This is a genomic window from Natronococcus sp. JC468 (genome assembly GCF_012163165.1).
GTDB classification, from domain to species: Archaea; Halobacteriota; Halobacteria; order Halobacteriales; family Natrialbaceae; genus Natronococcus; species Natronococcus jeotgali.
In genome coordinates this window covers 12,031-37,897 of record NZ_JAAVUO010000019.1, presented here as the reverse complement: position 1 = coordinate 37,897, position 25,867 = coordinate 12,031, and the positions used below count along the sequence as shown (strand labels likewise).

23 protein-coding genes are annotated in these 25,867 nt (G+C 67.8%); 15 read left to right on the top strand and 8 right to left on the bottom strand.

The features are described 5' to 3' along the window. Positions 1-13 precede the first annotated feature (13 nt). The 3 genes from GWG54_RS12410 to hemG form a co-directional block, all read right to left on the bottom strand. Positions 14-850, bottom strand: a complete 837-nt coding sequence (locus GWG54_RS12410; RefSeq protein WP_167938072.1) for a YihY/virulence factor BrkB family protein — start codon at positions 848-850, stop codon at positions 14-16. Between the two features lie 144 nt (positions 851-994). Further along, on the bottom strand, positions 995-2,056 hold the full coding sequence (gene hemH, locus GWG54_RS12405) for a ferrochelatase (protein ID WP_167938071.1): 1,062 nt from the start codon (positions 2,054-2,056) through the stop codon (positions 995-997). A gap of 57 nt (positions 2,057-2,113) precedes the next feature. After that, positions 2,114-3,394 carry a protoporphyrinogen oxidase gene (hemG, locus tag GWG54_RS12400; RefSeq protein ID WP_167938070.1) on the bottom strand — a complete coding sequence of 427 codons (1,281 nt, stop codon included), beginning with the start codon at positions 3,392-3,394 and terminating at the stop codon, positions 2,114-2,116. 496 nt (positions 3,395-3,890) lie between these two features. Here hemG and GWG54_RS12395 point away from each other — a divergent pair, with 496 nt between their 5' ends. Genes GWG54_RS12395 through GWG54_RS12380 form a run of 4 tightly spaced genes read left to right on the top strand, consistent with a single transcriptional unit; the run spans position 3,891 to position 6,247 of the window. Then, positions 3,891-4,250: an SHOCT domain-containing protein gene (locus GWG54_RS12395; RefSeq protein WP_167938069.1), complete on the top strand. Its 360-nt coding sequence runs from the start codon at positions 3,891-3,893 to the stop codon at positions 4,248-4,250. Continuing rightward, entirely contained in the window at positions 4,247-4,486 is a 240-nt protein-coding gene (locus tag GWG54_RS12390) for a sulfurtransferase TusA family protein (RefSeq protein ID WP_167938068.1), read from the top strand. The genes GWG54_RS12395 and GWG54_RS12390 overlap by 4 nt, the downstream gene beginning before the upstream one ends. A gap of 1 nt (position 4,487) precedes the next feature. Beyond that, on the top strand, positions 4,488-5,627 hold the full coding sequence (locus GWG54_RS12385; protein WP_167938067.1) for an NAD(P)/FAD-dependent oxidoreductase: 1,140 nt from the start codon (positions 4,488-4,490) through the stop codon (positions 5,625-5,627). Next, positions 5,627-6,247, top strand: a complete 621-nt coding sequence (locus tag GWG54_RS12380) for a DUF1641 domain-containing protein (protein ID WP_167938066.1) — start codon at positions 5,627-5,629, stop codon at positions 6,245-6,247. The genes GWG54_RS12385 and GWG54_RS12380 overlap by 1 nt, the downstream gene beginning before the upstream one ends. Positions 6,248-6,303: 56 nt before the next feature. On the opposite strand, the gene GWG54_RS12375 is transcribed toward GWG54_RS12380, so the two are convergent. Further along, positions 6,304-7,650 (bottom strand): hypothetical protein, encoded by a 1,347-nt coding sequence (locus GWG54_RS12375; protein WP_167938065.1) that lies wholly within the window; start codon positions 7,648-7,650, stop codon positions 6,304-6,306. Positions 7,651-7,759: 109 nt separating this feature from the next. Between GWG54_RS12375 and GWG54_RS12370 the strand changes: the two genes are divergently transcribed. Next, positions 7,760-8,410 (top strand): helix-turn-helix domain-containing protein, encoded by a 651-nt coding sequence (locus GWG54_RS12370; RefSeq protein WP_167938064.1) that lies wholly within the window; start codon positions 7,760-7,762, stop codon positions 8,408-8,410. A gap of 170 nt (positions 8,411-8,580) precedes the next feature. On the opposite strand, the gene GWG54_RS12365 is transcribed toward GWG54_RS12370, so the two are convergent. After that, positions 8,581-9,006: an OsmC family protein gene (locus GWG54_RS12365; protein ID WP_167938063.1), complete on the bottom strand. Its 426-nt coding sequence runs from the start codon at positions 9,004-9,006 to the stop codon at positions 8,581-8,583. Between the two features lie 359 nt (positions 9,007-9,365). Here GWG54_RS12365 and GWG54_RS12360 point away from each other — a divergent pair, with 359 nt between their 5' ends. Continuing rightward, positions 9,366-9,779 (top strand): helix-turn-helix domain-containing protein, encoded by a 414-nt coding sequence (locus tag GWG54_RS12360; RefSeq protein WP_167938062.1) that lies wholly within the window; start codon positions 9,366-9,368, stop codon positions 9,777-9,779. A 3-nt stretch (positions 9,780-9,782) separates the two neighbouring features. Here GWG54_RS12360 and GWG54_RS12355 read toward each other — a convergent pair whose 3' ends face one another. Further along, positions 9,783-10,379 carry a GNAT family N-acetyltransferase gene (locus tag GWG54_RS12355; protein WP_167938061.1) on the bottom strand — a complete coding sequence of 199 codons (597 nt, stop codon included), beginning with the start codon at positions 10,377-10,379 and terminating at the stop codon, positions 9,783-9,785. Between the two features lie 255 nt (positions 10,380-10,634). Between GWG54_RS12355 and GWG54_RS12350 the strand changes: the two genes are divergently transcribed. The 3 genes from GWG54_RS12350 to GWG54_RS12340 all read left to right on the top strand — a co-directional run bounded on the left by GWG54_RS12350 (position 10,635) and on the right by GWG54_RS12340 (position 12,773). Further along, entirely contained in the window at positions 10,635-11,516 is an 882-nt protein-coding gene (locus GWG54_RS12350) for a ParA family protein (protein WP_209438421.1), read from the top strand. Continuing rightward, positions 11,513-11,905, top strand: a complete 393-nt coding sequence (locus GWG54_RS12345; protein ID WP_167938059.1) for a hypothetical protein — start codon at positions 11,513-11,515, stop codon at positions 11,903-11,905. Before GWG54_RS12350 ends, GWG54_RS12345 begins: the two co-directional genes overlap by 4 nt. Positions 11,906-12,119: 214 nt before the next feature. Continuing rightward, entirely contained in the window at positions 12,120-12,773 is a 654-nt protein-coding gene (locus GWG54_RS12340) for a ribonuclease HI family protein (protein ID WP_167938101.1), read from the top strand. Positions 12,774-12,825: 52 nt separating this feature from the next. On the opposite strand, the gene GWG54_RS12335 is transcribed toward GWG54_RS12340, so the two are convergent. Next, positions 12,826-14,571 (bottom strand): C69 family dipeptidase, encoded by a 1,746-nt coding sequence (locus tag GWG54_RS12335; RefSeq protein WP_167938058.1) that lies wholly within the window; start codon positions 14,569-14,571, stop codon positions 12,826-12,828. Positions 14,572-14,850: 279 nt separating this feature from the next. Between GWG54_RS12335 and GWG54_RS12330 the strand changes: the two genes are divergently transcribed. Beyond that, positions 14,851-16,278 carry a sodium-dependent transporter gene (locus GWG54_RS12330; RefSeq protein WP_167938057.1) on the top strand — a complete coding sequence of 476 codons (1,428 nt, stop codon included), beginning with the start codon at positions 14,851-14,853 and terminating at the stop codon, positions 16,276-16,278. Positions 16,279-16,281: 3 nt separating this feature from the next. On the opposite strand, the gene GWG54_RS12325 is transcribed toward GWG54_RS12330, so the two are convergent. Beyond that, on the bottom strand, positions 16,282-17,616 hold the full coding sequence (locus tag GWG54_RS12325; RefSeq protein WP_167938056.1) for a metallophosphoesterase: 1,335 nt from the start codon (positions 17,614-17,616) through the stop codon (positions 16,282-16,284). 114 nt (positions 17,617-17,730) lie between these two features. Between GWG54_RS12325 and GWG54_RS12320 the strand changes: the two genes are divergently transcribed. The 5 genes from GWG54_RS12320 (at position 17,731) to GWG54_RS12300 (ending at position 25,858) form a co-directional block, all read left to right on the top strand. Further along, on the top strand, positions 17,731-17,877 hold the full coding sequence (locus GWG54_RS12320) for a hypothetical protein (RefSeq protein ID WP_167938055.1): 147 nt from the start codon (positions 17,731-17,733) through the stop codon (positions 17,875-17,877). 207 nt (positions 17,878-18,084) lie between these two features. Further along, complete coding sequence (locus GWG54_RS12315; RefSeq protein WP_167938054.1) at positions 18,085-23,511, top strand: AMP-binding protein; 5,427 nt, start codon at positions 18,085-18,087, stop codon at positions 23,509-23,511. A 599-nt stretch (positions 23,512-24,110) separates the two neighbouring features. Further along, entirely contained in the window at positions 24,111-24,293 is a 183-nt protein-coding gene (locus tag GWG54_RS12310) for a hypothetical protein (protein ID WP_167938053.1), read from the top strand. A 195-nt stretch (positions 24,294-24,488) separates the two neighbouring features. Beyond that, entirely contained in the window at positions 24,489-24,776 is a 288-nt protein-coding gene (locus GWG54_RS12305) for a PadR family transcriptional regulator (RefSeq protein WP_167938052.1), read from the top strand. A 143-nt stretch (positions 24,777-24,919) separates the two neighbouring features. Further along, the gene (locus GWG54_RS12300; protein WP_167938051.1) at positions 24,920-25,858 is read left to right on the top strand and encodes a formyltransferase family protein; all 939 of its coding nucleotides are present in this window, start codon (positions 24,920-24,922) and stop codon (positions 25,856-25,858) included. Positions 25,859-25,867: the final 9 nt, after the last annotated feature.

Genomic DNA, 25,867 nt, shown 5'->3' with positions numbered 1-25,867 from the left:
GAGCGCTCCCGGCTCAGGCCCGGTCCGGGCCGGCGGCGGAGTCGATCTCCGCCTCGACGACGTCGCTGGCGCGGCCGACGAGGACCGCGTTGACCACCGCGCCCAACAGCAGGACGACGCCGCTGAAGTACAGCCAGGTGACCAGCAGGAGGATGCTCGCGATGAGGTTGCTCTCGTCCCCGGCGAGGGAGGCGTACATCTGGAACAGCACCTGCAGGAGCGCCCAGCCGACGGCCCCGACGAGCGTCCCCGGGAGCACGTCCCGCGGTTCGACGTCGATCTCCGGGAAGAGGTAGTACATCGGGAAGAAGGCGATCACGAGACAGGCGACGAGCAGCAGGGGAACCACGAGCCCGACGAACGGAACGAACGAGAAGAAAGCGACGACGCTGGTGGCGACGACCATCGCGAGGATCCCCAGCGTGAGCGTCAGGAGCATCACCAGGCCGTTTTTGACCTGACCGACGAACGACTCGCGGGCGGTCGTCTCGTAGATCTCCGAGAAGGCGGTGTCGATGCCGCGAAACACCTTGAGCGCGCCCCAGACGAGCGTGAGTATCCCGATGATCGACGCGCTCACCGTCGAGCCGGCGCCGGCGTCGGACTGCTGTTCGATCATCACCTCGATGACCCCGCCGACCGACTGGGAGACGTTGCTGGTCGCGACCTCGATGACTCGCTGCTGGAGACTCGGATCGACGAACGACACCGCGAGCAGGACGAACATGAGCAGCGGAACGAGCGAGACGAACGCGCTGTAGGCGATGCTTCCGGCCAGGAAGGTGACGTTCTTCTCGCTGAAGACCGCCTTGACCAGCTTCGCCTGCGCGAGAGCGGACTGCGTATCCATACCTACCGCCTCTCTGCCCGGACAATTAATCGGTCCCCCTGATTCGTCCGCGGTCTTCGGCCCGCACCGCCGGCGGGCGATCCGTCGGCTGCCGCGGGGCCCCGATCCGCGCCCGAAACGAGAGGAGCGAGCGGGTCGGTCGCGTTACCGCGGCGCCAGTCCGGCGTTGTAGCAGTACGTGCCCGGCTCGGGCCGACACTCGCACTGGCGGAGCTGGTAGTACGACGGCTCGAACCCCGAGAGGAACGGCTCGACGGCGTCGGCGAGCAGCGTCGCGAACCGCGGGTCGTCGTGGGGGATCGGCACCCGGTGGAGCTCGAGGCCGACCTCGGCGGCGTCCTCGCGCAGGTCGACGTCGAGTTCGACCAGCGTCTCGGACTGCTCGTGCATGAAGCTCATCGGCTCGACGACGACCCGTTCAGCCTCGCCCTCGAGGCCCTCGACGACGTCCTCGGTGTCGGGTTCGGTCCACTCGATCCCGCGGTTGGCGTGGTTCTGGTAGCCGATCTCGTAGTCGTCGATCCCGAGGATGCTGGCGATCGCCGAGGCGTGTTCCTCGACGTACTTGTCGTACCGACTGTTGCCCTCCAGGTACTTCGTCGGCGTCCCGTGGGCCGAAAAGACGAACGCGGTGTCGGGGTCCTCGAGGTCGACGCCCTCCCCGTCGACGAACTCGCGGATCCCCTCGGCCCGGAGCCGGTTGTAGGCGGGCACCCGGTGCCAGCCGGTGATCGACGCGAACTCGGGGTCGTACCCCTCGCGATCCTCGATCGCGGCCTCGAGGGAGTCGATCGCGGCGACCGTCGTCGAGGGGCCACACAGCGGGTAGATCGGGACGGCGATCACCGAGTCGATCCCGTCCGCGGCCAGCGTCGCCGGGAGGTCGGTTATCAGCGGCTCCATGAACTGCATCGCGTGGTAGAGTTCGACCTCGTGGCCCCGCTCGGTCAAGGCGTCCTCGAGGGCCTCGGCCTGGGCGGTCGCCTGCTCCTGCAGCGGCGACCCCCCGATCTCCTCGTACTCCTCCATCAGACTCGGCAGCCGTCGCTCGGCCAGCTCGCGGGAGCGCTCCCAGGCCGCCTCCTCGGAGTCGGCCTCCTCGAGGTCGGCGTTGTCGAAGAAGATCCGAGTGAGGTAGTCGCGGACCGTCTCGCGGTCCGGCTCGGCCGGTTCGCCGAAGTTCAACAGCACGACGCCGGTGGTCATGCGCGGCCGTTAGGACGGGGGTGGTATAGGTACTTCGGAGCCGGAAGTCGGGTCAGCTCACGCGCCGCCCGAGGACCTGTCGGCCAGTTCGTCGGCCAATCGCGCCGCGTTCCGGAGCCGTCCCGGAATCCCGGGGCGGCCGACGAAGTTCGCACAGAGGTGAATCCCGTCGGGGAGCTCGAGGTCGTCGGTCGCCGTCCACGAGCGGTCGTACGCCGGCATCCCCGGCTCCCAGCGGTGGACGTGGATCGGCGTCGCCGGCGTGCCGGTGATGCGCTCGAACTCGGCGGCCCCGACCCGTCCCAGCTCCGTCTCGGAGGCCTCGGTCAACGCCGGGTAGCTCAGCGGGTCGACGTAGCAGGTGAACAGTCCGTCCCGATCGAGGAAGCTCGAGTTCCAGGTGAGCCCGCTGATCTGCGCGTCCGATCCCGGGGGGATGAGCGTGCCGATCCCGGTGCCGTCGAACGCCGACTCGAGAAAGACCATCCCGATCGGGTTGTAGTTGAACCGCCGCAGCGTCGCCTCGAGGTCGGCGTCGATCGGTGCGAGCAGGTCCGCACACGTCGGCGCCGGCGCCGTCAGGACGACCTCGTCGACCCGCTCCGTCCCCTCGACCGTCTCGAGTTCGTACCCGCCCTCGCCCTCGCGGACCGACTCGACGGGCGTCTCGAGGCTGATCGCGTCCGCGTGGGCCTCGTACAGTCCGTCGGTCAGCTCGCCGAGGCCGTCCTCGAAGGTGCAGATCGGCGGCGACTCCCCGCCCTCCCAGAGCGTTCGGACGACCCACAGGAGGACGCTCCGGTCGACCCCGGCCTTCTCGAGGACGCGACCTAGCGAGTACTCGACGAGCATGTCCCGGGGATCGGTCCCGTACAGCCCGCTGTACAGCGGGCCGAGGTACCGGCGGGCCGCCTGGGTCCCCAGCTTTCGAACGAGGAAGTCGTCGACCGTCTCGTCGGGCCTGGCGGGCCCGGTCAGCGGCTCGAGGAGCATCCGGAGCTTTCCCAGCGGGCCGAGCAGGTCGGTCGTCACCGCCTCCCGGACCGACAGCGGCGCCACCCGTAACTCGCCGTCGTGGTAGACGTAGATCGGCTGGTCGTCGTCGCCGAACGCCAGTCGGTCGCGGAGTCCGAGGTCGTCGACGATCGACTCGAGCCCCGCCGTCAGCCGGAGCCGCTGCGGGCCCAGCTCGACGACGCGCCCGTCGACGCGCCTGCTCTGTACGACCCCGCCGGGCACCTCGCGCGCCTCGAACGCGGCGACGTCGACGTCCCGTTCGGCGAGCGAGTGCACCAGCGCGAGCCCCGAAATTCCTGCTCCGACGACACCGACCTTCATCGTCCGTCCTTTCGAGCGGAGCCTTTTCGGTGTATCGTCACGCGGCCGTCGCCGCCCTCAGATACGGGGTCGGTCGCGAGCGCTCGATCGCGCTGGTCGGCGTACAGCACCGAGGTCGGAACGCAGACACCGGGCTGCCGGGCCGGCGGCCGTCGACCTCGACGTTCGCGACGGCGGCCAGCGACTCGATCGTCGACTCGACGGCGTCGCTGCGGGTCCCTTTCCGTTCAGGATTCGATCGCGTTCGTCCGCAGTGTTCTCATCGTGCGAGGAGACGCGCTCGTCCGGCAGAATAGCTGTGCGTAAATAGAACAATACGTTTGTCACAGTTGTCCGTCGCCGCCCGTACGGAGTTCTCGGAATTACTCCACCCTAAACGTCAATAGTCGCCAGTCTTGCATTCAAGTCGTATATCTCTTTCGTCCGTTCCAGCCGGATAGAATTTTGTAGCAGTGCCTATACCGTACAATAGAGTATGTCCGACTGTGATCGAACAATGACGACCGCACGTGAACGGCTCGGACGGTCCGTACCGGCGCTTGCGGTGACCGGTGTGGTCTTTCTCGTCGGTGCGGCGGCGACGGGCGCTGCACAGAGCCACGGCGGCGGATCGATGGGCGGCTGGGGCGGCTGGGGCGGCGGCTGGCTGTTCTGGCCGCTGGTACTGGTCGGCCTGCTCGCGCTCGCGGCCGTCTGGGTTGGGAGCCGCGACGGGGGGTCGACCGCACGCGCACGGACCGGGGAACCGGACCGGGCGCTCGAGGAGCTCCGCGAGCGCTACGCTCGCGGCGATCTCTCCGACGAGGAGTTCGAGCGACGACGGCGGAAACTGCAAACTCGAGGCGAACGACAATGACAGAGACTACCGAACCAGACGTGACGATCGACTCGCGCGACGCAACGTGTCCCGGCCCGCTGATGGACCTCATTGGGCGGGTGAAGACGCTCGACCCGGGTACCGTGGTCGAGTTGCAGACGACCGAACGCAACTCCACGACGGACGTACCAGAGTGGCTCGAGGAGGCCGGCCACGACCTGCTCGAGATCGACGAGTGCGACGACCACTGGAACATCTACGTGGAGGTAAACTGAGATGCATCGCATCGCGATCGTCGGCGCCGGAACGGGCGGGACGGTCCTCGCGAACCGGCTCGCCGAGGAGCTACAGACGGAGATCGAGGCCGGCGACGTCGAGGTCCGGCTGATCACGGCCGACCCGGAGCACGTCTACAAACCGACCTTCCTGTACGTGCCCTTCGGGAAGAAGACGGTCGAGGACGCCAAACGCCCCGTCGAAGAGCTGATCGACCGCCGCGTGACGCTCTCGATCGGGCGGGTGATCGACGTCGACACCGACCGCAAGAAGCTGTCGTTCGCCGACAGCTCGGTGCTCGCGTACGACCAGCTCGTGCTGGCGACCGGTGCGAACCTCGAGCCCGACGCCGTCCCCGGCCTCGCGGAGGGCGGGCACCACTTCTACGGCCCCGACGGTGCGGAACGGCTCCGGGACGAACTCGCCGAGTTCACCGAGGGCCACCTCGTGTTGAGCGTCGTCGGCGTCCCCCACATGTGCCCGGCCGCGCCCGTCGAGTTCGTGCTGATGGTCGACGACTGGCTGCGCGAGCGCGGCCTGCGCGAGGACGTCGACCTCACCTACACGTACCCGATCAACCGCGCCCACGGTCTCGAGTCGATCGCCGACTGGGCGACCGACCTCTTCGAGCAGCGGGACATCGCCCTCGAGACGTTCTTCAACGTCGAGGAGATCGACCCCGACGCCGAGGTCATCGAGACCATCGAGGGCAACGAGCTCGGGTACGACCTGCTCGTGGCCATCCCGCCTCACGCGGGCAGCGACCTCGTGACCGACGCGGGGCTGGGCGAGGACGGCTGGGTCGACGTCGACAGACACACCCTCGAGGCGACCAACGCCGAGGACGTCTACGCGGTCGGCGACGTCGCGGACGTTCCCACCAGTAAAGCCGGAAGCGTCGCCCACTACGAGGCGGGCGTCGTCGCCGACCGCCTCGCCAGCCGCGTCCGCGGACAGACGCCGACGGCGACCTACGACGGCAAGACCGTCTGCTTCCTCGAGGCCGGGATGAGCGAGGCGACGTTCATCGAGTTCACGTACGGCGAGGAGCCGTTCGTTCGTGAGCCGTCGAAACCGCTTCACTGGGCGAAACTGGGGTACAATGAATCCTACTGGCTCACCGCACGGGGGCTGCTCTGATGTCTGACGCCGAATCCGCTTCCGATGCTACGGAGCCGGACCTCGAGGAACTGGTCGCCGAGAACCCCGAGGCGGTCGCCCGGTTCCTCGAGCGCCTCGATGTGGTCAACGACCTGCTCGACACCGCGGATCTGGCGACGGCCGCGATGGACGACCGAATGGTCCAGGAGCTGTCGGGCACCGCGACGAACCTCGGCGCCGCCGCGGACGGCCTGGCGACCGACGAGGTCGCCGCCCTCGGCGAGGCGACCGGGGAGAACGCCGACGACCTGGCCGCGGCCCTCGAGACGGTCGCGCGAATGCAGCGGTCGGGCACCCTCGACGACCTCGCGGCGCTTGCCGACCTCGCCGCGCTCGCCTCGGACGCCATGGACGACGGGATGGTGACCGACCTCGCGGCCACCGGCACCCGTCTTGGCGAACTGGCCGACACTGCGGCCGACGACGACGTCGCGCGCACGCTCGCGGCGCTGCTCGAGGCCGTCGGCGAAGCGGGTTCCGAACCCGCCGAGCCCGTCGGCCCGCGGGGAATCGTCGGAGCGATCCGAGACGCGGACCTCCGGGCCGGGTTGGGGTTTTTCCTCTCGCTCGCGAAGGCGGTCGGGCGGGCGATCCGGTAACCGCCCGATTTCGCTCTCGCCCCGCAGCAGACCGGCCAGGGCCAGGCACGCCGCGCTCAGGACCTCGGCGCGGGCGAACGAACCGACCGCCGGTGGCCGACGATTCTGACCAGGTAGTACCCCCAGACCCCGAGCAGGACGGCGTACCCCGGCCCGCGCAACAGCGCCGACCACGACTGATCCTGGTAGAAGAAGCCGATTCCGACGACCAGTACCGCAAGGTTCCAGGCGAGGACGGTCCGCGTGCCGACGACCGAGGGAACGCCCGCTACGGGAACGAATCCGTGAGTGCGGTCGCCAGCGTCGGAACGCACGTCGGTTCCGGGCCACTCGAGGGAGCGCGCGACGAGCAGCGAGCCCGCGAGCGCGATCGGGAGCGCCCAGCCCAGGAAGAAAAAGTGCAACGCGCCCGTCTCGAGCCGCGGCTCGGGAATCCCGAGCGGAACGCCGAACAGGACGAACGGGGCGAAGCCGGCCGGCCCGAGGATCCACGCCTGGGCGGCGAGCACAGAGAGGGCCGTTCCGTTCGTCGTGCCGGCGCGGTAGGTCCGGAAGAGCGTGTAGACGTACAGGAGGTAGCCGGCGGCGTACAGCGCCAGCCCGGCCGCGGTTACGGTCCGTCCCATCTCGAGGACCGGCCCGACGACGAGCGGGACGATGCCGAGTGCGAACAGGGGAAACGAGTACCGTTTCAGACGCTTGCTGTACAGCTCCGCGTCGACGAGCCGCGGAAAGAGGTCGTACAGCGTGCCGATCGCCGCGAGTCCCAGAAAGCCCCACGCGTTGGCGTGGACGTGGGCCTCGCGGAGCCCCAACCAACCCCCGGGGACGTCCAAACTGCGGCTGAACAGCCCGAACGCGAGCCCGAGTCCGAGCAGGTAGACGAGCGGCGAGAGCAGGTAGAAGCCGACGGTCGGATCCCGAACTCGCTCGCCGTCGCTGCGGCGTGCCATCGCGACCAGAGCGGCGAACAGCCAGCCCGTCAGCAGCCAGATCGTCGCGAGACCGACTTCGAACCACAGCGGTTCGCCGAACGCGCGGCCGTACCACGCGAGCACGAGCGCGCCGTTTAGCCCGAGAAAGGCCGCGCCCGTCGTTCGCGACGACGGCGCCGGGCGTCCGAGTTTTCGGGCCGCCAGCTGCGGCAACGTCCCGAAGAGCAACTGGGTGAACGCGCCGACCGTGACGAAGTGGATGTGCGTCCACGTGATCCACGACGCCGCGGGAACGAGGCCGAACTCCTGGAGCCCCTGGTAGAGCGCGAGCAGGAGCCCGACGATCAGAAAGCCGACGCCAGCGGCGTGAAACGGCGTCAGCGAGAGCGACGGCCCGTCGTCGGGTCGACGGACGCGGTCGGCGGTGGCGTGACGTGTATCGCTGGACTGCGCGGTCGGTCCGGACATACGCGTTCGATCGAACGGCGCTCGGATAGCGCTTCCCGCGAACGGCTCCGACACCTTCGAACATGTTCGAAGTCGCGCTAACGGCGATGGCCCGCCAAGCGGCGGACGAATGCCCCGCGCGAAACTCACCGTTCGGATTCCCGACGGCCACTGGATCCGCGACGTCTCGACGACGTACCCCGACGCCGCGTTCCGGGTCAGCTCCGTGCTGCCAGGCCCGGACGTCGTCGTCGGCGTGCTCGAGCTGACGGCGCCGAAGCCGGTTCCGATACTCGCGGCCATCGACGAGCGAGAGGCCGTTCGGAACCTCGAGTTGCTGTGGACCCGCGAGGGGACCGCCCTGTTCCAGGTCGAGACGTCGAACCCGTCGCTGCTGGCGCCGATACGGCGGGCGGGCGTCCCGATGGAGACGCCGTTCGCGGTCGAAGACGGGGCGGTGACCTGGGAGCTGACGACGAGCGCGGATCGGCTGTCGGCGCTCAGCGACACCCTCGAGGAGAACGCGATCGCGTACCGCATCGAGTACGTTCACGACGTCGGCGCGGGCCCGGCGGGGCGGCTGTTGACCGATCGGCAACGCGAGGTGTTTCTGACCGCGCTCGAGCGCGGCTACTACGACGTCCCGCGGGAGACGACGCTGACGGCCATCTCCTCGCACCTCGAGATCTCGAAATCGACGTGCAGCGACGTCTTGCACCGCGCCGAGGGGTCAATCGCGCGCTGGTTCGCCGCGGAGTACGTCGGCCGACGCGAGCGGTGAGCGCGGACTAGTCCGCGCCCGTCGCGATCCCCGACGAAAAGCTGGCACGCTCGCGACCTCGACGAATCGGGTCGCTAAGCGCGGCTCGCGACGGTCCCGGTTCGTTCTTGCGCACGGCCGGATCACGGGGCCCGTCGGCTCGAGAACGGAGCGACGGTCGCCCGGAACGGTCAGATCGACTCGACGGCGACCGCGAGCGGCGTCTCGTTTTCCACGTTGTCGGTGACCGGACAGCGGTCCTCGACGGCCTCGAGCCACGACTCGAGCGCCTCCTCGTCCGCGCCCGCCTCCACCGCGATCGTAACCTCGAGGCCCTGGAGTCCGGACCGTGCGTCGGAGGGCTCGCCGCGGTAGCTGGCGTAGTCGACGTCGCCCTCGATCTGCAGCTCCATCTCCTCGATGGACAGCTCCATGTCGCGGGCGACCATCGTCGCCGTCGAGTTCAGACAGCCCAGGACCGCACCCAGGAAGTACTCGACGGGGTTGACGTCCTTGCCGACGACGAACTCCGCGTCGCCGGTGTCGATCCGTGTCCGTCTCGGGCTGAGCCGTTCGCCCGTTAGTTCATACGTCGTCGGTTCGCTCGGTGGTGTCATGAGTGCGGACCCTGCTACCAGATCGTCCGTCTCATCGAATAAGTCTTGGTCGGATTCTACAATTCCAAGAATCGGTCTCTCGGGACGTCACCGAGTCGTTCGACGAGACGGCGATGCCCAGACGAGGACACTCGTGTGCCGTCGACGGTCGCTTTTCGACCGTCTTCTCGGAAGGGAGACACTTTGATCTCGCTCGCTTCCGCGACCGGGCTCGAGGGGGAACGCGACCACGCTTTCGACGATGATCGGCCCGAGTACTGCGTTTCGGCCGGAGCTCGACGGGGCGCGAAACGGTTCATCGACTTTGTACAATATTCGCACAACCCTTATACCGACGGGGCTCCTACCCCGAGCTAGTAATGGCAAACTCGATGGCGGAACAACTCCAGCAGGACATGCAGTGCGAGGGTCTGCTCGAGTGTATCCACGGACTGAAACAGCTCGACAAGGACTGCTTCCGGGCGCTGGTCGAGAGCGAGGAGCCGCTGACGATCGACGAGGTCGCCGAGCGGGTCGACCGCGAGCGCTCGACTGCCTACCGAGCGATCCAGCGGCTACTCCAGAGCGGCTTCATCCAGAAGGAGCAGATCAACTACGACCAGGGCGGGTACTACCACGTCTACTACCCGACCGATCCGACCCAGATCGCGAGCGACATGCAGCGGATGTTGAACGACTGGTACGCGAAGATGGGCCAGCTCATCCAGGAGTTCGAGGACAAGTACGAGGGCGTCGAGAACGAGACGCCGGCCGTCGAAGACACGCGAGCCTGATCCTCACCGACCCGTATCGTACTTGTACGTCGCCGTCTCCGGATCGATACCGAAGTCCTCGGCGCTCTCGTCGTCGCCTTCCTCTTCGGCCCGCTCGGTCGCTCGCTTGAACGCCTCTCGGAGCCGTTCGGGCATCCGGAACCGGTCGACCTCGATCGCTAACGGTACCGCGTCGGGGTCGATTCGCTCGCGCTTCTCGACGCGGCGTTTCTCGAGCGGTGCGGGCAACTGCTCGGCGTCGATCCGGCGGAAGCCGAACCGGGCGAGGTAGGCGCTCTCGCCGGTCAGCGCGTAGACCGTGTCGAACCCCTCGTCGCCGGCGTACTCGAGCAGCCGCTCGACGACGTGGGCGCCGACGCCCTGGTCGCGCCATCCCTTGAGGACGCCGATGCTGGTCAGCTCGCAGACCTCGTCCGGGCCGTCCTCGTCGGGGTCGGTTCTGTGGATCCGAATCCGTCCGAACCCCGCCTTCTCGCCGGAGACCTCGTCGACCGCGACCACGTAATCGCGGGAGCGAAACGCCGTGTCGTCGAGTCCCATCGACTCGATGTGGTCGAGCAGCCAGACCTCCTCCCTGTTTTTGGCGTCTCGGACGTACATGTGCGGACCTAGGCCAGCTGCTACCAAAAGGGTTTGCGGGCTGTCGAAACCGGTCGCGAACCGACGCTTCGAGGTCGCTCGAGCCGACCGTGCACGCTATAATAGGTAACTCAGCTACCTCACCTATTGGAGCTATGTGAACTACCGTTCCGAAGTCGGCAGGATTATGTGGTTCTCGTCATCTGTGTGCAGTATCCGCTGAGAGAGACGTTCACGGAAGGATAGGGAGCTATCGTTCAGTGGATGGGATACACCATGTCAGACGAGCCACGCGCGGTAAGCGTAGTCATCTTGAAAGGCGGTGTCGGAAAGTCGACGACTTCGATCAACCTCGCACGGCAGCTGGCCGAGCGCGGATCGACCCTGTTCGTCGATCTGGACCCCAACGGCCACGCGACGAACGGTCTCGGTTTCGAGGACGCCTACCACGCCGAGACGGATCTGGGCGACGTTATCCTCGAGGGGGCGGCCACGCCCGGGGACGTGATCCGGGAGACGGAGTACGGGTTCGACCTGCTTCCCTCCTCGGACTCCCTCGAGGACGTTGAGACCGAGCTGGCGGGTGCGATGCAGGGATCGGCCCGAGTCAAGTCCAAGGTCGTCGACCCGCTGCTCGGGGAGGTCTACGACTACGTCGTCTTCGACTGCCCGGCCTACCCCGGGATGCTCAACAACAACGCCCTGGTCGCGACGGGCAACGTCGTGATCCCGATCGAGCCCGGCTCGAGCGCCATCGGCGGCTACAAGCGGACGATGGAGCGACTGATCGAGCCCGCCCGCGAGTACATCGACGTTGAGGTCCTCGCGATCGTCCCGAACAAACTCGAGGACCGCATCGACCAGCGCACCGAGGCCCGGGAGCTGCTCGAGAGCCTGAACACGGCCGAACACGAGGTCAACCCCGGCCAGCCCCTCCCCGAGGTCGTTCCCAAGTTCGCCCGGATCACCGCCGGCGAGTTCGAGCGCATCGACGCCGGCGAGCTCGAGCCCCCGAAGCCGGGTATCCGCCACCGGGCGGCGCTGTCCCGATCGCTGAGCCACGAGCAACCCCTGCAGGACTACGCGCCCGACTCCGATCAGATCGCGCCCTACGAGGAGCTCGCCGAGATCGTCGCGAACGGAGGGATCCAGCGATGAGCAACCCGTTCGACGACCTCGAGGCCGAGACCGCCGAATCGCCGAACGTCGAGGACGATGCGGAGACGCCCGACGCCGCGTCCGCCGACAAGTCGGTCGAGCCCACGGCGGCGGAAGACGCGGACGCGGTCGAGTCGACGCCCGTTTCGCCCGCCGAGAGCGGCCCCGCCTTCGAGTACGACGCGGTCCGCCAGCGCCCGCTGTACGCCCGCGGCGAGACCTGGGACGCCTTCGAGAAGAAACTCCGGACGACGATCGCACCCGCACTGGCCCGGGAAGACGTCGTCGACGAGGAAACCCGCGAGATCCACGACGCGGTGCTCCGGCTGGCGACCGAGGAGCCCGAACGGATCGCCGAGCTGGTGCTCGAGGCCCGGCGCGAAAAGTAGCGGGTCACAACGCGCGTTCGTCCGTCGGCTCGAGGGCTGTATCAGCCGTCGAGGGTCTCGAGGGACGGACCGATTCGAAACCCGCCGGCGTCAGCTGAAGGAATTATCCCGCTCGCCCGCCGAGGACCGATATGCAGCGGTGGACCCAGCAGACGAGATCGTCCGGGGACGAGGGTGCGAGGGCTCGGACTCCGAACTCGAAGGGGGAGGCGGCGTGACCGACGAGCCCCTCCCGGCCGAACGCCTCTCGCCGCTCGCCGCGCTCGTCGACGAGGTGCTCGCGGGCGTCGGCTACGAGGTGGCGGCCGCCACCGACGCGGTCGACGACGCCGTCCCCGGCTACGGCGGGCTGTTCGACCCCGACACCACCCCGACCGAGTTGCGCTCCGCGCTCGAGGAGCTACTGGCCTCGGGACTCGCCCGGCCACCCATTCCCGAGCCGACGGACGACGCCTTCGTCCTCTACGTCGACGGCAGTTCGCGCGGCAACCCCGGCCCCGCGGGTGCGGGCGCCGTCATCGAGGACGTTTCGGGGGATCAACTCGCCCGTCTCGGCCGTCCCGTCGGCTCCCGGGCGGGGAACAACACCGCCGAGTACGTCGCCCTCCAGCTCGGACTCTCGGAACTGCTGGCTCGCTACGAGCCGCGCAGCCTCGAGGTGCGCATCGACTCGATGACGGTTATCCGGGACGTCTGGGGCGGTGAGGACCCGACGGAGCCCGGCGTCGAGACCTACAGCGAGGCCGTCGCGGCGGCGCTGTCGCGGGTGCCGGAACACCGGTACACGCACCTGGCCGACAGCGACCCGAACCCCGCCGACGCGCTGGCGACGGTGGGAGCCGATATCGCAGCCTTCGGACCCGGATAACAGCGCGACGCCGCTTACGGCGGCTTCCGCGAGTACGACGGCGATACGCGGGTCACTCGCCCTCGAGCCCGGGCGTCGGCCTCGAGCGCTCGTCTCGAGCCCGGTCGGAGTCGTCGGTGTAGACCCCGTGTTCCCGCGGGTAGTCGGCGTGGAGAGCCTCGCTGTAGACGTGGACCATCTCGGTGTCGGGGCCCTCGTCCATCGACTGGCTGGTCGGGGGCGTCGTCTCGCCCGGCGCGGGTCGACCCTCGGGTTTCGGGATCTCGATGCGCTCGCGGAGCTCCGCTTCGACGTCCATCGCCAGCGTCGTCCCGAGTCGCAGCCCCTCGAGCAGTCGCCGCGAGGTGTCCTCGGTGAGGAACTCGCAAGCCGCCCGCTCCTCGCCGGCCTCGAGGAGCTTCCGGGCCGTCGCCTCGACGGCGTCGCGGTCCGCGAGCAGCTCCCGTTCGAAGCCCTCGATGGCGCCCACCACGTCGGCGTAGAACGCCTCGGGGTCCGCGGAGGTGAAGTACAGCAGGCGCTTGAACTCCCGGGTGGCGTACCGGGTCGCCTCCTGAAGCTTCCACCCGTCGTCGAGGAAGTTCGCGGCCGCGTTCGCGGTGAGATACCGGTGTTGCCGGAACTCGGGCGGGACCGCCTCGACGCCGACGGGGATCGGGACGAACGGCGTCGTCGCGGCGCTGGTGACGGCGGTCCACAGCGTCTGGAGCTCCTCGCAGGTATCGGGCCGCAGGTGGGCGACCTGGCCGTAGCCCGCGTGGTCGGTCGCCCAGCGTGGGTCCCGCACCAGCGCGAGCATGTCCTCGAGACTGACCGGGGCTAGCTCCCGGAGTTCCTCCTCGCGGGCGGGCGGGTACCGCGCGTCCTGGTAGAACTTGGGGGCGACGTACTCGTCGGCCTCGGCGGGGAACTCCCCGATCCCGTACACCTCGAACAGGTCGAGAGTATCGCCCTCGCCGTCCCACCACCCCCGCTCCTCCGCGAACTCGACCAGTCGATCCGAACCCACGAAGTCCGGATGGTCCTCGTGGTCGACGGGGAACTCGCGGATGTACCCGAAATAGGACACCCGGACCTCGTCGGCGCCGAGGCGTTCGGCCGCCCAGAGGTCGCCGTCGGGGTGGGCGAAGTTGACGAACACCCACCCCTCTTCCTCGTCGGCGAACAGGTGGGAGTTCCCGCCGTAGGTCGAGTAGCCGTGCTCGTCCATCAGCCCGCCGACGACCTCGATGGCCTCGCGGGCGCTCGAGGCCCGCTCCATCGCCGCCTTCGCGAGGTCGGAGTACTGCGGGCCCGTCTGGGGAGCCTCCTCCTCGGCCAGTTCGACGAGCTCCGGCCGCGAGGGCGACCAGATGTCGCGGGCGGCGACGCCGTGTTCGTTGAGTCCGCCGTTGGTCAGCGGCGGGGGAAAGCCCGCCCACTCCGAGTACATCGAGGCGACGTACTTGTTCGTCTCCGGGGCCTGCGGGATCTCGGTCAGCTCGCCCGGGATGTCGGCCTCGTCGGTGACGCCGACGGTCACCGTCGCGTCCTCGGGGTGGTCCTGGCGGGAGACGATCTCGAGCCAGTGGCTCGAGGGCTCGTGGCCGAACCCGCCCAGCAGCGTCGAGCCGTCCGCGGTGAGCTCGCTGCCGACGTAGAAGCCGATGCTCTTCCCGTCGAGCGAGCGGGGATCGCTCGGGTCCTCGAGGCCCGTGTCGGCGCCGAACCCGTCGACACCCCGCCCGACGCCGGCGAACAGCGCCGCGCTCGCGCCCAGTGCTCCGAAGCCGCGTCTCGAGAGTCGTCTTTTAGCCACGTACTGTCACTCCGTCGAGTACGTTCGACGAATCGTTTGATAATAGTTAGCAATAATAACACAGAGAGAACGTAACGGATTCGAACCGATCGGAGTTCCCGATCCCAGCCCCGGCCGGAGCGTAAAACTATAAACTACCACACACTAATGCCGGAATCGTCAAAGTCGCGACTATTCGGCCGCTGGGGCAAATATCGCGGTTTTCGATGAACCATTACGATCGTTCGTCTCGAATTAACGATAATCCTTATGCGCGCCGAGTTGGTTGGGTGAGACAGGATGGCACGTGAGAGCTGGGCGAGCCGCATCGGATTCATCATGGCCGCGGTCGGGAGCGCGATCGGACTGGGGAACATCTGGCGATTCCCGTGGATGACCGCGGAGAACGGCGGGAGCGCCTTTCTACTGTTGTATCTGCTCATCGTCCTCGTCGTCGGGGTACCGGGGCTGCTGGCCGCGTTCGTGATCGGCCGACGGTCGAACCGGAACCCGGTGGGGGCGTTCGAATCGCTCGCGGGATCGCGCGCCTGGACGGCGCTCGGCGCGCTCTGTGTCCTCACCTCGATCATGCTGATGTCGTTTTACAGCGTCGTCGGCGGCTGGATCCTCCGGTACTTCCTCGAGAGCGCGACGGGCGCGTACTTCGCGGACCCGGGGGCCCACTTCGCGGCGATCAGCTACGGCGCCGAGGCCTTCGGCTACCAGCTCGCCGTCCTCGCGGCCACGGCCCTGATCGTCGCCGCGGGGATCAGACGCGGTATCGAGGCGACGACGAAGGTGATGATGCCCGGCATCGTCGTGTTGCTCGTCGGGCTCGCGGTCTGGGCGTTCCGACAGCCTGGCGCCGCGCAGGGGTACGAGTTCTACCTCGGGTTCGACGGCGCCTACCTCGCGGAGAACTTCCTGTCGGTGCTGGGCTCGGCTGCCGGCCAGGCGCTGTTCACCCTCTCGATCGGCAGCGGGACGATGATCACCTACGCCTCCTACGTCGACGACGACCGTTCGCTGCCGCTGGACGCCTCGGTCATCGCCGTACTGAACCTCGGCATCGGCGTTCTGGCCGGACTCGTGGTGTTCCCGCTGCTGTTTTCGTTCGCCGCGGGTCCGACCGAGGGCGGCCCTGGCGCCCTGTTCGTCGGCATCGCCGGCGCCTTCGCGAGCCTGCCCGGCGGGCGGCTCCTCGGCGTGGTCTTCTTCCTCGTCGTTCTCCTCGCGGCCCTGACGAGCCTGATCAGCATGCTCGAGATCCCGGTCTCGCTGCTGGTCGACGAGTTCGACCTCGAGCGCTCGACGGCGACCCGAGGGCTGTTCGCCCTGGTCGCGGTCACCGGCGGCGTGAACGCGTTCAGTCCCGCGGTCTTTACCCTGTTCGCGGACCACCTCGTCGACCTGCTCCTGGTGCTTGGCCTGACCGGGTTCATGGTGTACACCGCCTGGGTACTCGGTCCGGCCGCGCTCGAGGAGTACCGCGACGGCGCGGGACCGATCTCGCGCCCGCTGGCGATCCCGTGGCGGTACGCGATCGGGACCGTCTTCCCGGCGTTCCTGCTGTTTACGTTCTACGCGGACGCTACGGCCCTGATCGGACTCTCGGCAGGAACGGGGCCGCTGCTGGTCGCGACGCTGCTGACGGTGGTGCCGTTCGTGCTGGTGGCCCGCCGCTCCGTCTCCCGGAACCGGCCGCAGCCGACCGAGAGCGCGGACTGACCGTCAGTCGCTTGCCTCGGCGAGCTGAACCGTTCGCTCCGGTTCGACCACGCGGCGATCGGGGAGGTCGGTCTCCGGCTCCCGGCCGACGGTGAAAAAGCGCTCGGTGCGGGTCAGCTCCTCCGTCGCCGGACTCGGTTTCGCCATGCGCTCGTACTCGACGGCCACGCCCTCGGGCTCGGCGGCGATGCGAACCACCGGCAACTGGTAGGAGGGGTAGAATACGGGCGGCAGGATCCCGATGACCCCGCTCCGGCGGTGGAGCCGCTTGAGCCACGTTCCGGAGTTGACCAACAGCCCGCCCTCGATCTCGCGGACCCCGGGACGGTGGGTGTGGCCGTAGCAGTAGATCGTCGTCGCGGGCTGCTCGGAGAAGATCTCGCGGGCCGCCTCCTCGTAGGGTTCCTGAGGGTCGACGGTGAGTTCGGTCTCGAAGACGCCGAAGCGGTCGACGGTCTTCCTGATGTCGCGTCGAATGAAGTACAGCGGGACCCCGATCAACAGGAGGAGCCCGCCGATGGCGACGTTGAGCGCGAGGAAGAACCAGGCCGCGGTTCCGGCCCTGCCGAACTGCCCGAGAAACGCCTCCGTTTGGTCGACCGGCGCCGACCAGATTCCCGCGAGGTCAAGCCCCGCGAGCACCGCGAGGACGACGCTGACGTTGAACAACAGCAAAAAGGGGACCATCGAGTACCGCAACAGCGGGTTCATCTCCCGGTAGAAGTACTTCGAGAGGATCCAGACGGGCATCCGCTCGGTCGGCGTCACCGCCTGAACGTCCTTCAACCAGTTGTACCGCCCCCGATCCGAGAGCTGTCCCGCACGGCTGGTCACGAGCGTGTTGTAGTAGTACCCGAGCGGGGTCGCGTGGGGGTTGCCCCAGTCCTCGATCCGATTGTTGGCGTCGTGTTGGTGACCGTGCTCGAAGTGGATCGCCTGGTCGCCGACCTCCCGGGAGAGCCACTTCTCCTGGATCAACTCGACGTTGTACTCGGCGAACCGGTCGACGTACTCGTCGTAGGCCGCGAGTTCGTGGTCGTGGTTGCCCGGCAACAGCGTGATCGGGACGTTCTCGCCGGTCGCACGGAGCTGTTCGAACAGCTCCGGGTACGTCCGCTCGAGCACGTCGAACTTCTCGATCCCCTCGACGGTGGTAAACTCCCAGAGCCCGAACGCGTCGCCGTTGATGATCAACTCGGCGTTCTCGTCGGTCGCCTCGAGCCGTTCGAGGAACGCGAGCAACTCCTCGAGGAACTCGACGTGCTCGAGTTGCTCGTCGCCGCCGATGTGGAGGTCGCTGATGACGTAGTAGACCCGATCATCGGAGTCGGTGTCCATTATCCACACACTCCCGGCGGATCCCAAAAGGTGTTGTCTTCCGTACCGCGGACTGGAACTGGACTGCGAGATCGCAAGCCCAACCGCTACCCCGCGGCGGGCGGTGAATGGGGTATGGTCAGAATCTCGACGATCGTCATCGTGGTCGCGATCGTGCTCGGTATCGGCCTCCTCCCGATCCCCGTCATCCCCGGCGTGGGAATCCTCGTCGGCCTCACGGGCGTGATCCTGGGAATTATTCTGCGGTTACTCGGGTACTAGCGACGGTATCGCGGCGGAGCCGTTTTCGACCCGAACGACGACGGCACAGCCACGGCGTCTCCGAGGCTGCGTCCTCGACGTCGCTCCGAGAGCACCTCGCTTCGGCGGGCACGCGGCTCGTCGACCGGGATCGGTCGTCCCGAGGTCGGAGTGAACATTTGCGCTCCACAAAACACTCTTGACGGGGTGCGTTCATGATGGTTTATAATGAGCGAGCGCGCCGACGAGGGACCGGCCAGCATCGACGACGTGCGATCGAACCCGATCCAAACCCGCGACGACTGGGAGCGGTACCGCGAGCGGGCCCGCGAGGACCCGGGCGCGTTCCACGGCTCGATCGCGAAACGGGAGATCCACTGGTACCACGACGACGAGGGCGCCTGGCTCTCCTGGGACGACGAGGACGGCGCGTGGGACGGGTTCGACGCCGAGACGGGCACTCGAGCGAGCCGCGACTTCCCCGAGTTCAGCGAGCCCTGGGACGTCGCCTTCGACGACTCGGAGGCCCCCCTGTACGAGTGGTTCGCGGGCGGGCTGACCAACGCCTGCTTCAACGAGGTCGACCGCCACGTCCTCGCGGGCCACGGCGACGAGACCGCCTTCCACTTCGAGGGCGACCGCTGGGATCAGTCGAAAAACGACGGCCGGGGCGGTCCGGTCGTCTCCGAGGACGTCTCGAGGCGGGAGCTGCTGGTTCGAGTCGCGGAGGCCGCCCAGGTCCTCCAAAATCTCGGCCTCGAGACGGGCGATCGCATCGCCCTGAACATGCCCAACATCATGGAGCAGCTCTACTACACCGAGGCCGCCAAGCGGCTCGGGATCGTCTACACGCCGGTGTTCGGCGGCTTCAGCGACAAGACGCTCTCCGATCGGATCGCCCGGCTGGGCGCCGACGTGTTGATCACCAGCGACGGCGGCTACCGCAACGCCGAGATCGTCCCCTACAAGGAACGGTACGCCGACCCCGCACTCGAGGACTACCTGCCCGTCGAAACGGTGACCGAGATCGTCGACGACACCCTCGAGGAACTCGACCTCCGCGAGCGCCACGCCGAGACGATCCGGGAACGGGTCGCGCGGGCGATCGAGGGCGAGGCCACCGTCGATCGGGGGCAGGCGATGCGGGGGGTCGGCAACGCCCTCGAGACGTTCGCCGACCTCTCGGGCGAGGCGCTCTCGGAGATCCGGACCGAGATCGCACGCGCCCTGGTCGACTCCGAGGAACGGCTCGAACGGGTGGTCGTCGTCGAGCACACCGGCCAGGAGATCCAGACCCACGAACGGGACGACTGGTCGGCCGACCTGATCGCCGACGCCCGGGAGGATATTCTCGCGCAGGCGCGCGAGGCGGGGTTCGACCTCGAGCGCTACGACGATCTGCTCGCACTGGAGGACCGCGACCTCGTGCGGGCGCTGTGGGCCAGCTCCCGGCCCGTTCCCGTCGACGCGGAGTATCCGCTCTTCGTGATCTTCACGAGCGGGTCGACGGGCAAGCCGAAGGGCGTCGTCCACGACCACGGCGGCTACACCGCCGGGATCGCGAACACGATGAAGGTCTCGTTCGACGTCGTCCCCGGCGAGGATACGATCTTCGTCGTCGCCGACCCGGGCTGGATCACGGGCCAGTCCTACCTCGTCAGCGCCTCGCTGACGACCCGGACGACGAGCATCTTACTCGAGGGTGCGCCCGTCTACCCCGACGCGGGTCGATTTAGCTCGGTGATCGAGCGCTACGGCGCGACCGTCTTCAAGGCCGGCGTCACCTTCCTGAAGGGGATCATGGAGGACGACGAGAGCGTCGCCGACGTGCGCGAGTGGAGCACGGACTCCCTGCGGGTCGCGACCTTCTGTGCCGAACCCGTAAGCCCCGCAGTTCAGGCGTTCGGGATGGAGGAGGTCTGCGAGCGCTACATCAACTCCTACTGGGCGACCGAGCACGGCGGGATCGTCTGGAGCCACTTCTTCGGCAACGACGACTTCGAGCTCCGGGCGGACGCCCACACCTACCCCCTGCCGTGGGTGTTCGGCAACGTCTGGGTCGAGGAGGAAGCGGACGCCGACGGCACCAGCGAGTGGCGCGAGGCCGACCTCGAGGAACGGGGCGAGATCATCGTCGAGGAGCCGTATCCCTACCTGATGCGGTACGTCTGGGGCGACCTCGAGGGGTGGGACGGCGCCGACTGGTCGGGCGAGTGGACGGGCGACGACGAGCGCTTCGAGGACGTCTACTGGGTCGAGAACGAGGGCGAGTACGCCTACCTCCAGGGCGACGTCGCCAAGAAGTACGCGGATGACTCCTTCAGCCTCCACGGACGCTCCGACGAGGTCATCAACGTCTCGGGCCACCGGATGGGAACCGAGGAGATCGAGGGCGCAATCTTGCAGGACAAGCGGATCAACCCCGACTCGCCGGTGGCCAACGCCGTCGTCGTCGGCGCCGACCACCACGAGAAGGGGCTGACGCCCGTGGCCTTCGTCCAGACCAAACCCGACGACCGCCTCACCAACGAGGTCGAGGCTCGCCTCTCCCGGCTGGTCCGCGAGGAGAAAGGCGTCACCGCGGTTCCCGAGGCGTTCATCGAGGTCGAGGCGTTCCCCGAAACGCGGTCGGGGAAGTACATGCGCCGGATGCTGACCGCGATGTTGAACCGGGAACCGATCGGCGACACGAGCACGCTTAAAAATCCCGCCGTCGTCGAGTCGATCCGGCCGAAGTGCGAGCGCTGGCGCCGCCGCCAGGACCTCGCCGCCGAGCAGGAACTCCTCGAGCAGTACCGCAACGTCACGGTCCAGTACAACGACGTTCGGGGCGCGGAGGGAGAACGGATCGCGACGGTCACGGTCGACAGCCCGCCCGTCAACGCGCTCACCGAGCGGGCGTTAGACGAGCTCAACACCGTCCTCGAGCACCTCGATCGCCGCGAGGACGTCGGCGCCGTCGTCGTGACGGGTGCGGGCCCGTCGAACTTCGTCGCCGGGGCGGACGTCGAGCAGTTCTTGGAGGAGGTCCACGAGTTCGAGGACGCCGTCGCCTTCCCGAACACGGCCCACGAGGCCTTCCGCCGGATCGAGGAGCTTTCCGTCCCCGTGGTCGCCGCGATAAACGGCGCGGCGCTGGGCGGTGGCAACGAGCTCCAGCTCGCGGCCCACTACTCCGTCGCCGAGCGAAGCGCCGAGTTCGGCCAGCCCGAGCTCAACCTCAACCTGATCCCGGGGTACGGCGGCACCCAACGGCTTCCCCGCGTGCTCGGCGAACGGCGGGGAACGGAGGGGATTCGCGACGCGGTGACGATGATCACGAACGGCCGAACCGTCGACGCCGAGGAGGCCCTCGAGCTCGGCCTCGTCGACGAACTCGAGACCGAGCGAACGGCTCGGATTCGGGCGTCGGAACTCGCCCGCGAACACATGACTGGGGCGGACGATACCCTGGCCGAGGCCCGCGAACGGCGCCTCGAGAACCGCTCGGCGTGGGCCGAGGCCGGCGAGTTCCCGACCGAGGTGCTCGAGGATCCGACCGTCGAGCGGAACCGAACGCAGTGCGAACACGCGAGCGAGGGTCGTGCGAAGGCGTTCGAGCGGGCGATCTCGGCGATTCGGACGGGATTCGAGGAGGGCCTCGACGCGGGTCTCGAGCGCGAGGCGACACACTTCGCCGAGGCCGTCGTCGACCCCGAGGGCGGGAAGGCCGGGATCGAGAAGTTCCTCGAGCGGGCCAGCGAACCGCTGCCGACCCGCGAGCGCTTCTCGCCCTCGCTCGAGGAGGAACGCGAGTTGCGCGAGTCGGGACGGCTGCTCCCGCCGGGCGAGCCGTTCTACCCGGGCGTCGACGAGATCCCCGACTACCAGTACGCCCAGCTGGTTCGCAAGGACGACGAGACCGGCGAGGCCGACCACGGCGACCCCGAGGAGGCCGAGGTCGAGGAGGTCGTCCCCGTCGAGGAGCCCGGCCCGAACGAGGTGCTCGTCTATGTCCTGGCGAGCGAGGTCAACTTCAATGACATCTGGGCGATCACGGGGGTTCCGGTCAGCCAGTTCGACAGCCACGACCAGGACTACCACGTCACCGGCAGCGGCGGGGTCGCGCTGATCGTCGACGCCGGCGAGGCGGTCGTCCGCGAGGGACGGGTATCGGTCGGCGACCTGGTCACCATCTACTCGGGCCAGAGCGACGTGCTCTCCCCGCGGATGGGGCTGGATCCGATGTACGCCGGATTCTCGATCCAGGGCTACGAGGGCCCGAACGGCAGCCACCAGCAGTTCATGCTCGCCCAGGGTCCGCAGGTGTTGCCGATCCCCGAGGAGGCGACGATCGAGCAGGCCGGCGCCTACGTCCTCGCGACGGGCACCGTCTGGCGCGCGCTGTTTACCACGCTGGACATCGAGCCCGAGACGTCGATGTTCGTCGAGGGTGCCTCGACCGGGACGGGCTGGGAGACGACGAAACTCGCCGCCCGCAACGACGTCGACGTGACTGGACTATGCTCGAGCGCCGAGCGCGCCGCGCGGATCGAGGGCCTCGGCGCCGACGCGATCGATCGCACCGCCGATCCGTACGACGACATCTGGGGGCGGATCCCCCGCGAGGAGGACGCGTGGGACGACTGGAAGGAGGCGGGCCGGGAGTTCGTCGAGGCCTACGAGGCCCACCACGACGGCCAGCGGGCCGACTACGCCGTCAGCCACGCGGGCGAGCTCTCCTTCCCACGGAGCTTCCAGCTGCTCGAGGAGGGCGGGAAGCTCGCCTTCTACGGCGCCTCGACGGGGTACTACCTGACCTTCCTCGGCAAGCCCGGCGCGTCGACCCCCGACGCGATGTTCGAACGGGCCGACGTCCGGGCCGGCGACGGCGTCCTGCTCTACTACGGGACCGACACCGGTCCCGACGGGGTCGTCGACGAGACCGGGCTGCGAGCGATCGAGGACGCCCGCGAGGCCGGCGCCCGGATCGCGGTCGTCGCCTACACCGACGAGCAGGCGGAGTTCGTCGAGTCGCTGGGCTTCGGCGACGCCGTCGAGGGCACCGTGAGCCTCGAGGGACTGCAACGCCGCGAGGACGACTTCCGCTGGCCCGAGACGCTGCCGGATCTGCCCGACGCCCAGGCCGACCCCGAGGCGTTCAGGGCGGTCGTCCAGTCGATCACCGACGAGGTGTTCAAGCCCCTGGGGAAGGCGGTCGGCGACCTCCTCGGGACGCCGAAGAATCCGCGGGGCTACCCCGACGTAGTCTTCGAGCGGGCCGGCCACGACGCGCTGTACGTCAGCACGATGCTCGCGAAACCCCACACCGGACGGGTCGTCTACAGCGAGGACCTCGAGGACCGACGGTACTCGATGTACGCCCCGCAGGTGTGGATGCGCCAGCGCGAGGTGTTGATGCCGACCGCCGAGATCCTCGGCACCCACCTCAGCAACGCCTACGAGGTCGAGCAACTCAACGAGGCCGTCGACGCCGGCGAGATCGACCTCACCGATCCCGAAGTCGTCGACTGGGACGACCTCCCCGAGGCCCACCAGGCGATGTGGGATAACGAACACGAGGCCAGCAGCTACGTCCTCGAGCACGCCCTCCCGGACGAGGGGCTGGCCTCGAAGGAAGAACTGTTCCTCGCCTGGGCCGACCGCGGGAACTGAGCCCTCGAGACCGCGGCCACTCCGCATCGTGGTTGCGACGGAACGAATCCGAGACGAGCGAATTGCGGAGCGTATCTATCCCACTCGTTTGGAATGAAAATAGGCCGGCGGAGCGCGCCTCTGACACGCCTCGCGATCCTCCGGCCTGCTCCCATCGCTACTCGTTCGGCGCCCTCGAAATCGAGCGAACGGGTGGCGACGCCGTCGGACGGCGCGATTTGAACTATGTTTAGCCATTTTCCACCCCTTCTTATTATAGTTAAAAGATAAAAAGATTATTATAACTTGCTTAGGTAGAATCACGTGGTCGGTGGGGGAGTTATTCGAACTGCCCTAACGGTCAGAGGTCATGCCTTCACCCTCGATCCCACCGACCTCGCACCACGAACTACTACACGGACCACGCGGCGAGCCGGAGCGCGATCTCACTCGGCTCGCCTTTCGGGATGTCGCTTCCTCGAGGCCGGGGACTCGCGCCCGTCGGCGTCCGCGCCGACCGACCGAAGCGGATCCGAGCCGTTGTCACGACCGTAGTGACGACCGCGTGACTATCCTCGCACTCGCGGCCCGCTTATCCCGCGGGACGACGAGGGAAACGTATGGCGTTCGACTCCAAAACCCGTGCCGCCGGAACGTGCACGCAGTGTGGAAGCGTCTTCGCGGTCCGACAGTCGGACGGCGGGGCGATCGAACCGATCGGCGTCCGCCGCTGTTCCTGCGGAGGGTCGTCGTTCGACGTCCTCGAGAGCGAACCGACCGATCCGTGCGCGGCGAGCGACTGAGCGCGTCGGCACAGCCGTTCGAGCGCTGACCGTTCGGGAAGCTGAGACGAACTCGTTCGTCGTACTGTTTCTACTTTGATATGACGTGGTATCCCTCGAGCGGTCGGTTCGACGATAACGCCGGCCGAGAGGTAGCGATTCAGGGTTCTGTTCGATTCCGATATCGTATTATACCAATAGCTCAATCGGGGAAACATGTATGATTTAACCGGTTTCCAGCGAGACCTGTTGTACGTCATCGAGGGTCAGGACGAGCCCCACGGGTTGGCGGTCCAGGAGGAACTCGAGGACTACTACGAGAAGGACATCCACCACGGTCGGCTGTACCCGAACCTGGACACCCTCGTCGACAAGGGGCTCGTCGAGAAAGGACAGGTCGACCGCCGCACGAACTTCTACACCGTCACGCGCCGTGGCAAACGCGAACTCGAGGCCCGCCGGGAGTGGGAACAGCAGTACGTCGAGGATCTGCTCTCGGAGTAACTCGCGAGCTCTTCTGACGAGCCGATCGGACCGAAAGCGACCGCGGCGGTCGCGTCCTCGGCGTCCCCGACGCCGGCTGTTCGGAGTCCGTAACCCGACGCACGGAGCCCGTAACTAAGGGACGGCCGCCGAAGGAGTCGACCATGGCAGGATCCGGTCCCGAGCGAATCGGCGTGTTGGCCGATCCGTACCTCAACGAGTGGCAGGTACACGCTCTCGAACGGCTGCAGGCCGACCACGACGTGACGGTGCCGCTGATCGTCACCAACGAGGAGAAAGCCGACAGCGATCACGAAGCGTGGAACACGCGAGAGCGGATCGGACTCGCGGACGTTCGACAGTTCTTCGCGCTCCTCGAGCGACAGCGGGCGTGGGCGCTCGTGCTCGCGGAGCGAAACCTCGCGAAGCTGATCGGTGAGGAGCGACCGCTCTGGCGGCGCCACCCCGTCGACACCGTCGACTTCCTCGCCGGGGCCGACCGCGTCCGGTGCGATCCGGTAACCGACGGCGCCTGGTACGAGTTTCCCGACGAGGTCGTCGACCGCGTCGCCCGAGACTGCGACGCCGTGATCCTGTTCGGCTTCGGGCTCGTCCGCGGGCCGATCCTCGAGGCCACCGAGTTCGGCGTGTTGAGCTTCCACCCCGCCGACATTCGTTCCTACCGTGGAATGGGTCCGCCGGCGGTGTTTCGCGACGGCCGAGACCGGTGCGGCGCGACTCTCCAGCGGCTGACCGAGTCGATCGACGGGGGCGAAATCGTCGCGTACGACGACGTTTCGATCGAGGACTGTTCCACGCTGTGGGACGTCTTCGACCGCACCGTCGCCCGCCAGATCTCGCTGCTGAGCGAGGGCGTCGCCAACCTGCGGGATCCCGACTTCGAGCCGACGACCGTTCCCGAGGATGAACTCGGCGAGGTGTACTACCGAAAGCGGCGCCGCGAGCTCTCCTTCTCCGGGGGGATCCTGCTGAAGAACCTCGTCGGTCGCGCCGAACGGCGACTGCGGCGCGGCGGTGGACCCAGGGGATCGCCGACCGAACCGTCCGTCTCGAGTCCCGGTCGCCCGCGGTCGGGAGATTAGTCCTCGAGT

Bases quoted from the DNA above. Each gene is read 5' to 3' on its own strand.
- GWG54_RS12410 (WP_167938072.1), bottom strand. From the start codon at position 850: ATGGATACGCAGTCCGCTCTCGCGCAGGCGAAGCTGGTCAAGGCGGTC.
- hemH (WP_167938071.1), bottom strand. From the start codon at position 2,056: ATGACCACCGGCGTCGTGCTGTTGAACTTCGGCGAACCGGCCGAGCCG.
- hemG (WP_167938070.1), bottom strand. From the start codon at position 3,394: ATGAAGGTCGGTGTCGTCGGAGCAGGAATTTCGGGGCTCGCGCTGGTG.
- GWG54_RS12395 (WP_167938069.1), top strand. From the start codon at position 3,891: ATGACGACCGCACGTGAACGGCTCGGACGGTCCGTACCGGCGCTTGCG.
- GWG54_RS12390 (WP_167938068.1), top strand. From the start codon at position 4,247: ATGACAGAGACTACCGAACCAGACGTGACGATCGACTCGCGCGACGCA.
- GWG54_RS12385 (WP_167938067.1), top strand. From the start codon at position 4,488: ATGCATCGCATCGCGATCGTCGGCGCCGGAACGGGCGGGACGGTCCTC.
- GWG54_RS12380 (WP_167938066.1), top strand. From the start codon at position 5,627: ATGTCTGACGCCGAATCCGCTTCCGATGCTACGGAGCCGGACCTCGAG.
- GWG54_RS12375 (WP_167938065.1), bottom strand. From the start codon at position 7,650: ATGTCCGGACCGACCGCGCAGTCCAGCGATACACGTCACGCCACCGCC.
- GWG54_RS12370 (WP_167938064.1), top strand. From the start codon at position 7,760: ATGCCCCGCGCGAAACTCACCGTTCGGATTCCCGACGGCCACTGGATC.
- GWG54_RS12365 (WP_167938063.1), bottom strand. From the start codon at position 9,006: ATGACACCACCGAGCGAACCGACGACGTATGAACTAACGGGCGAACGG.
- GWG54_RS12360 (WP_167938062.1), top strand. From the start codon at position 9,366: ATGGCAAACTCGATGGCGGAACAACTCCAGCAGGACATGCAGTGCGAG.
- GWG54_RS12355 (WP_167938061.1), bottom strand. From the start codon at position 10,379: ATGTACGTCCGAGACGCCAAAAACAGGGAGGAGGTCTGGCTGCTCGAC.
- GWG54_RS12350 (WP_209438421.1), top strand. From the start codon at position 10,635: ATGTCAGACGAGCCACGCGCGGTAAGCGTAGTCATCTTGAAAGGCGGT.
- GWG54_RS12345 (WP_167938059.1), top strand. From the start codon at position 11,513: ATGAGCAACCCGTTCGACGACCTCGAGGCCGAGACCGCCGAATCGCCG.
- GWG54_RS12330 (WP_167938057.1), top strand. From the start codon at position 14,851: ATGGCACGTGAGAGCTGGGCGAGCCGCATCGGATTCATCATGGCCGCG.
- GWG54_RS12325 (WP_167938056.1), bottom strand. From the start codon at position 17,616: ATGGACACCGACTCCGATGATCGGGTCTACTACGTCATCAGCGACCTC.
- GWG54_RS12320 (WP_167938055.1), top strand. From the start codon at position 17,731: ATGGTCAGAATCTCGACGATCGTCATCGTGGTCGCGATCGTGCTCGGT.
- GWG54_RS12315 (WP_167938054.1), top strand. From the start codon at position 18,085: ATGAGCGAGCGCGCCGACGAGGGACCGGCCAGCATCGACGACGTGCGA.
- GWG54_RS12310 (WP_167938053.1), top strand. From the start codon at position 24,111: ATGGCGTTCGACTCCAAAACCCGTGCCGCCGGAACGTGCACGCAGTGT.
- GWG54_RS12305 (WP_167938052.1), top strand. From the start codon at position 24,489: ATGTATGATTTAACCGGTTTCCAGCGAGACCTGTTGTACGTCATCGAG.
- GWG54_RS12300 (WP_167938051.1), top strand. From the start codon at position 24,920: ATGGCAGGATCCGGTCCCGAGCGAATCGGCGTGTTGGCCGATCCGTAC.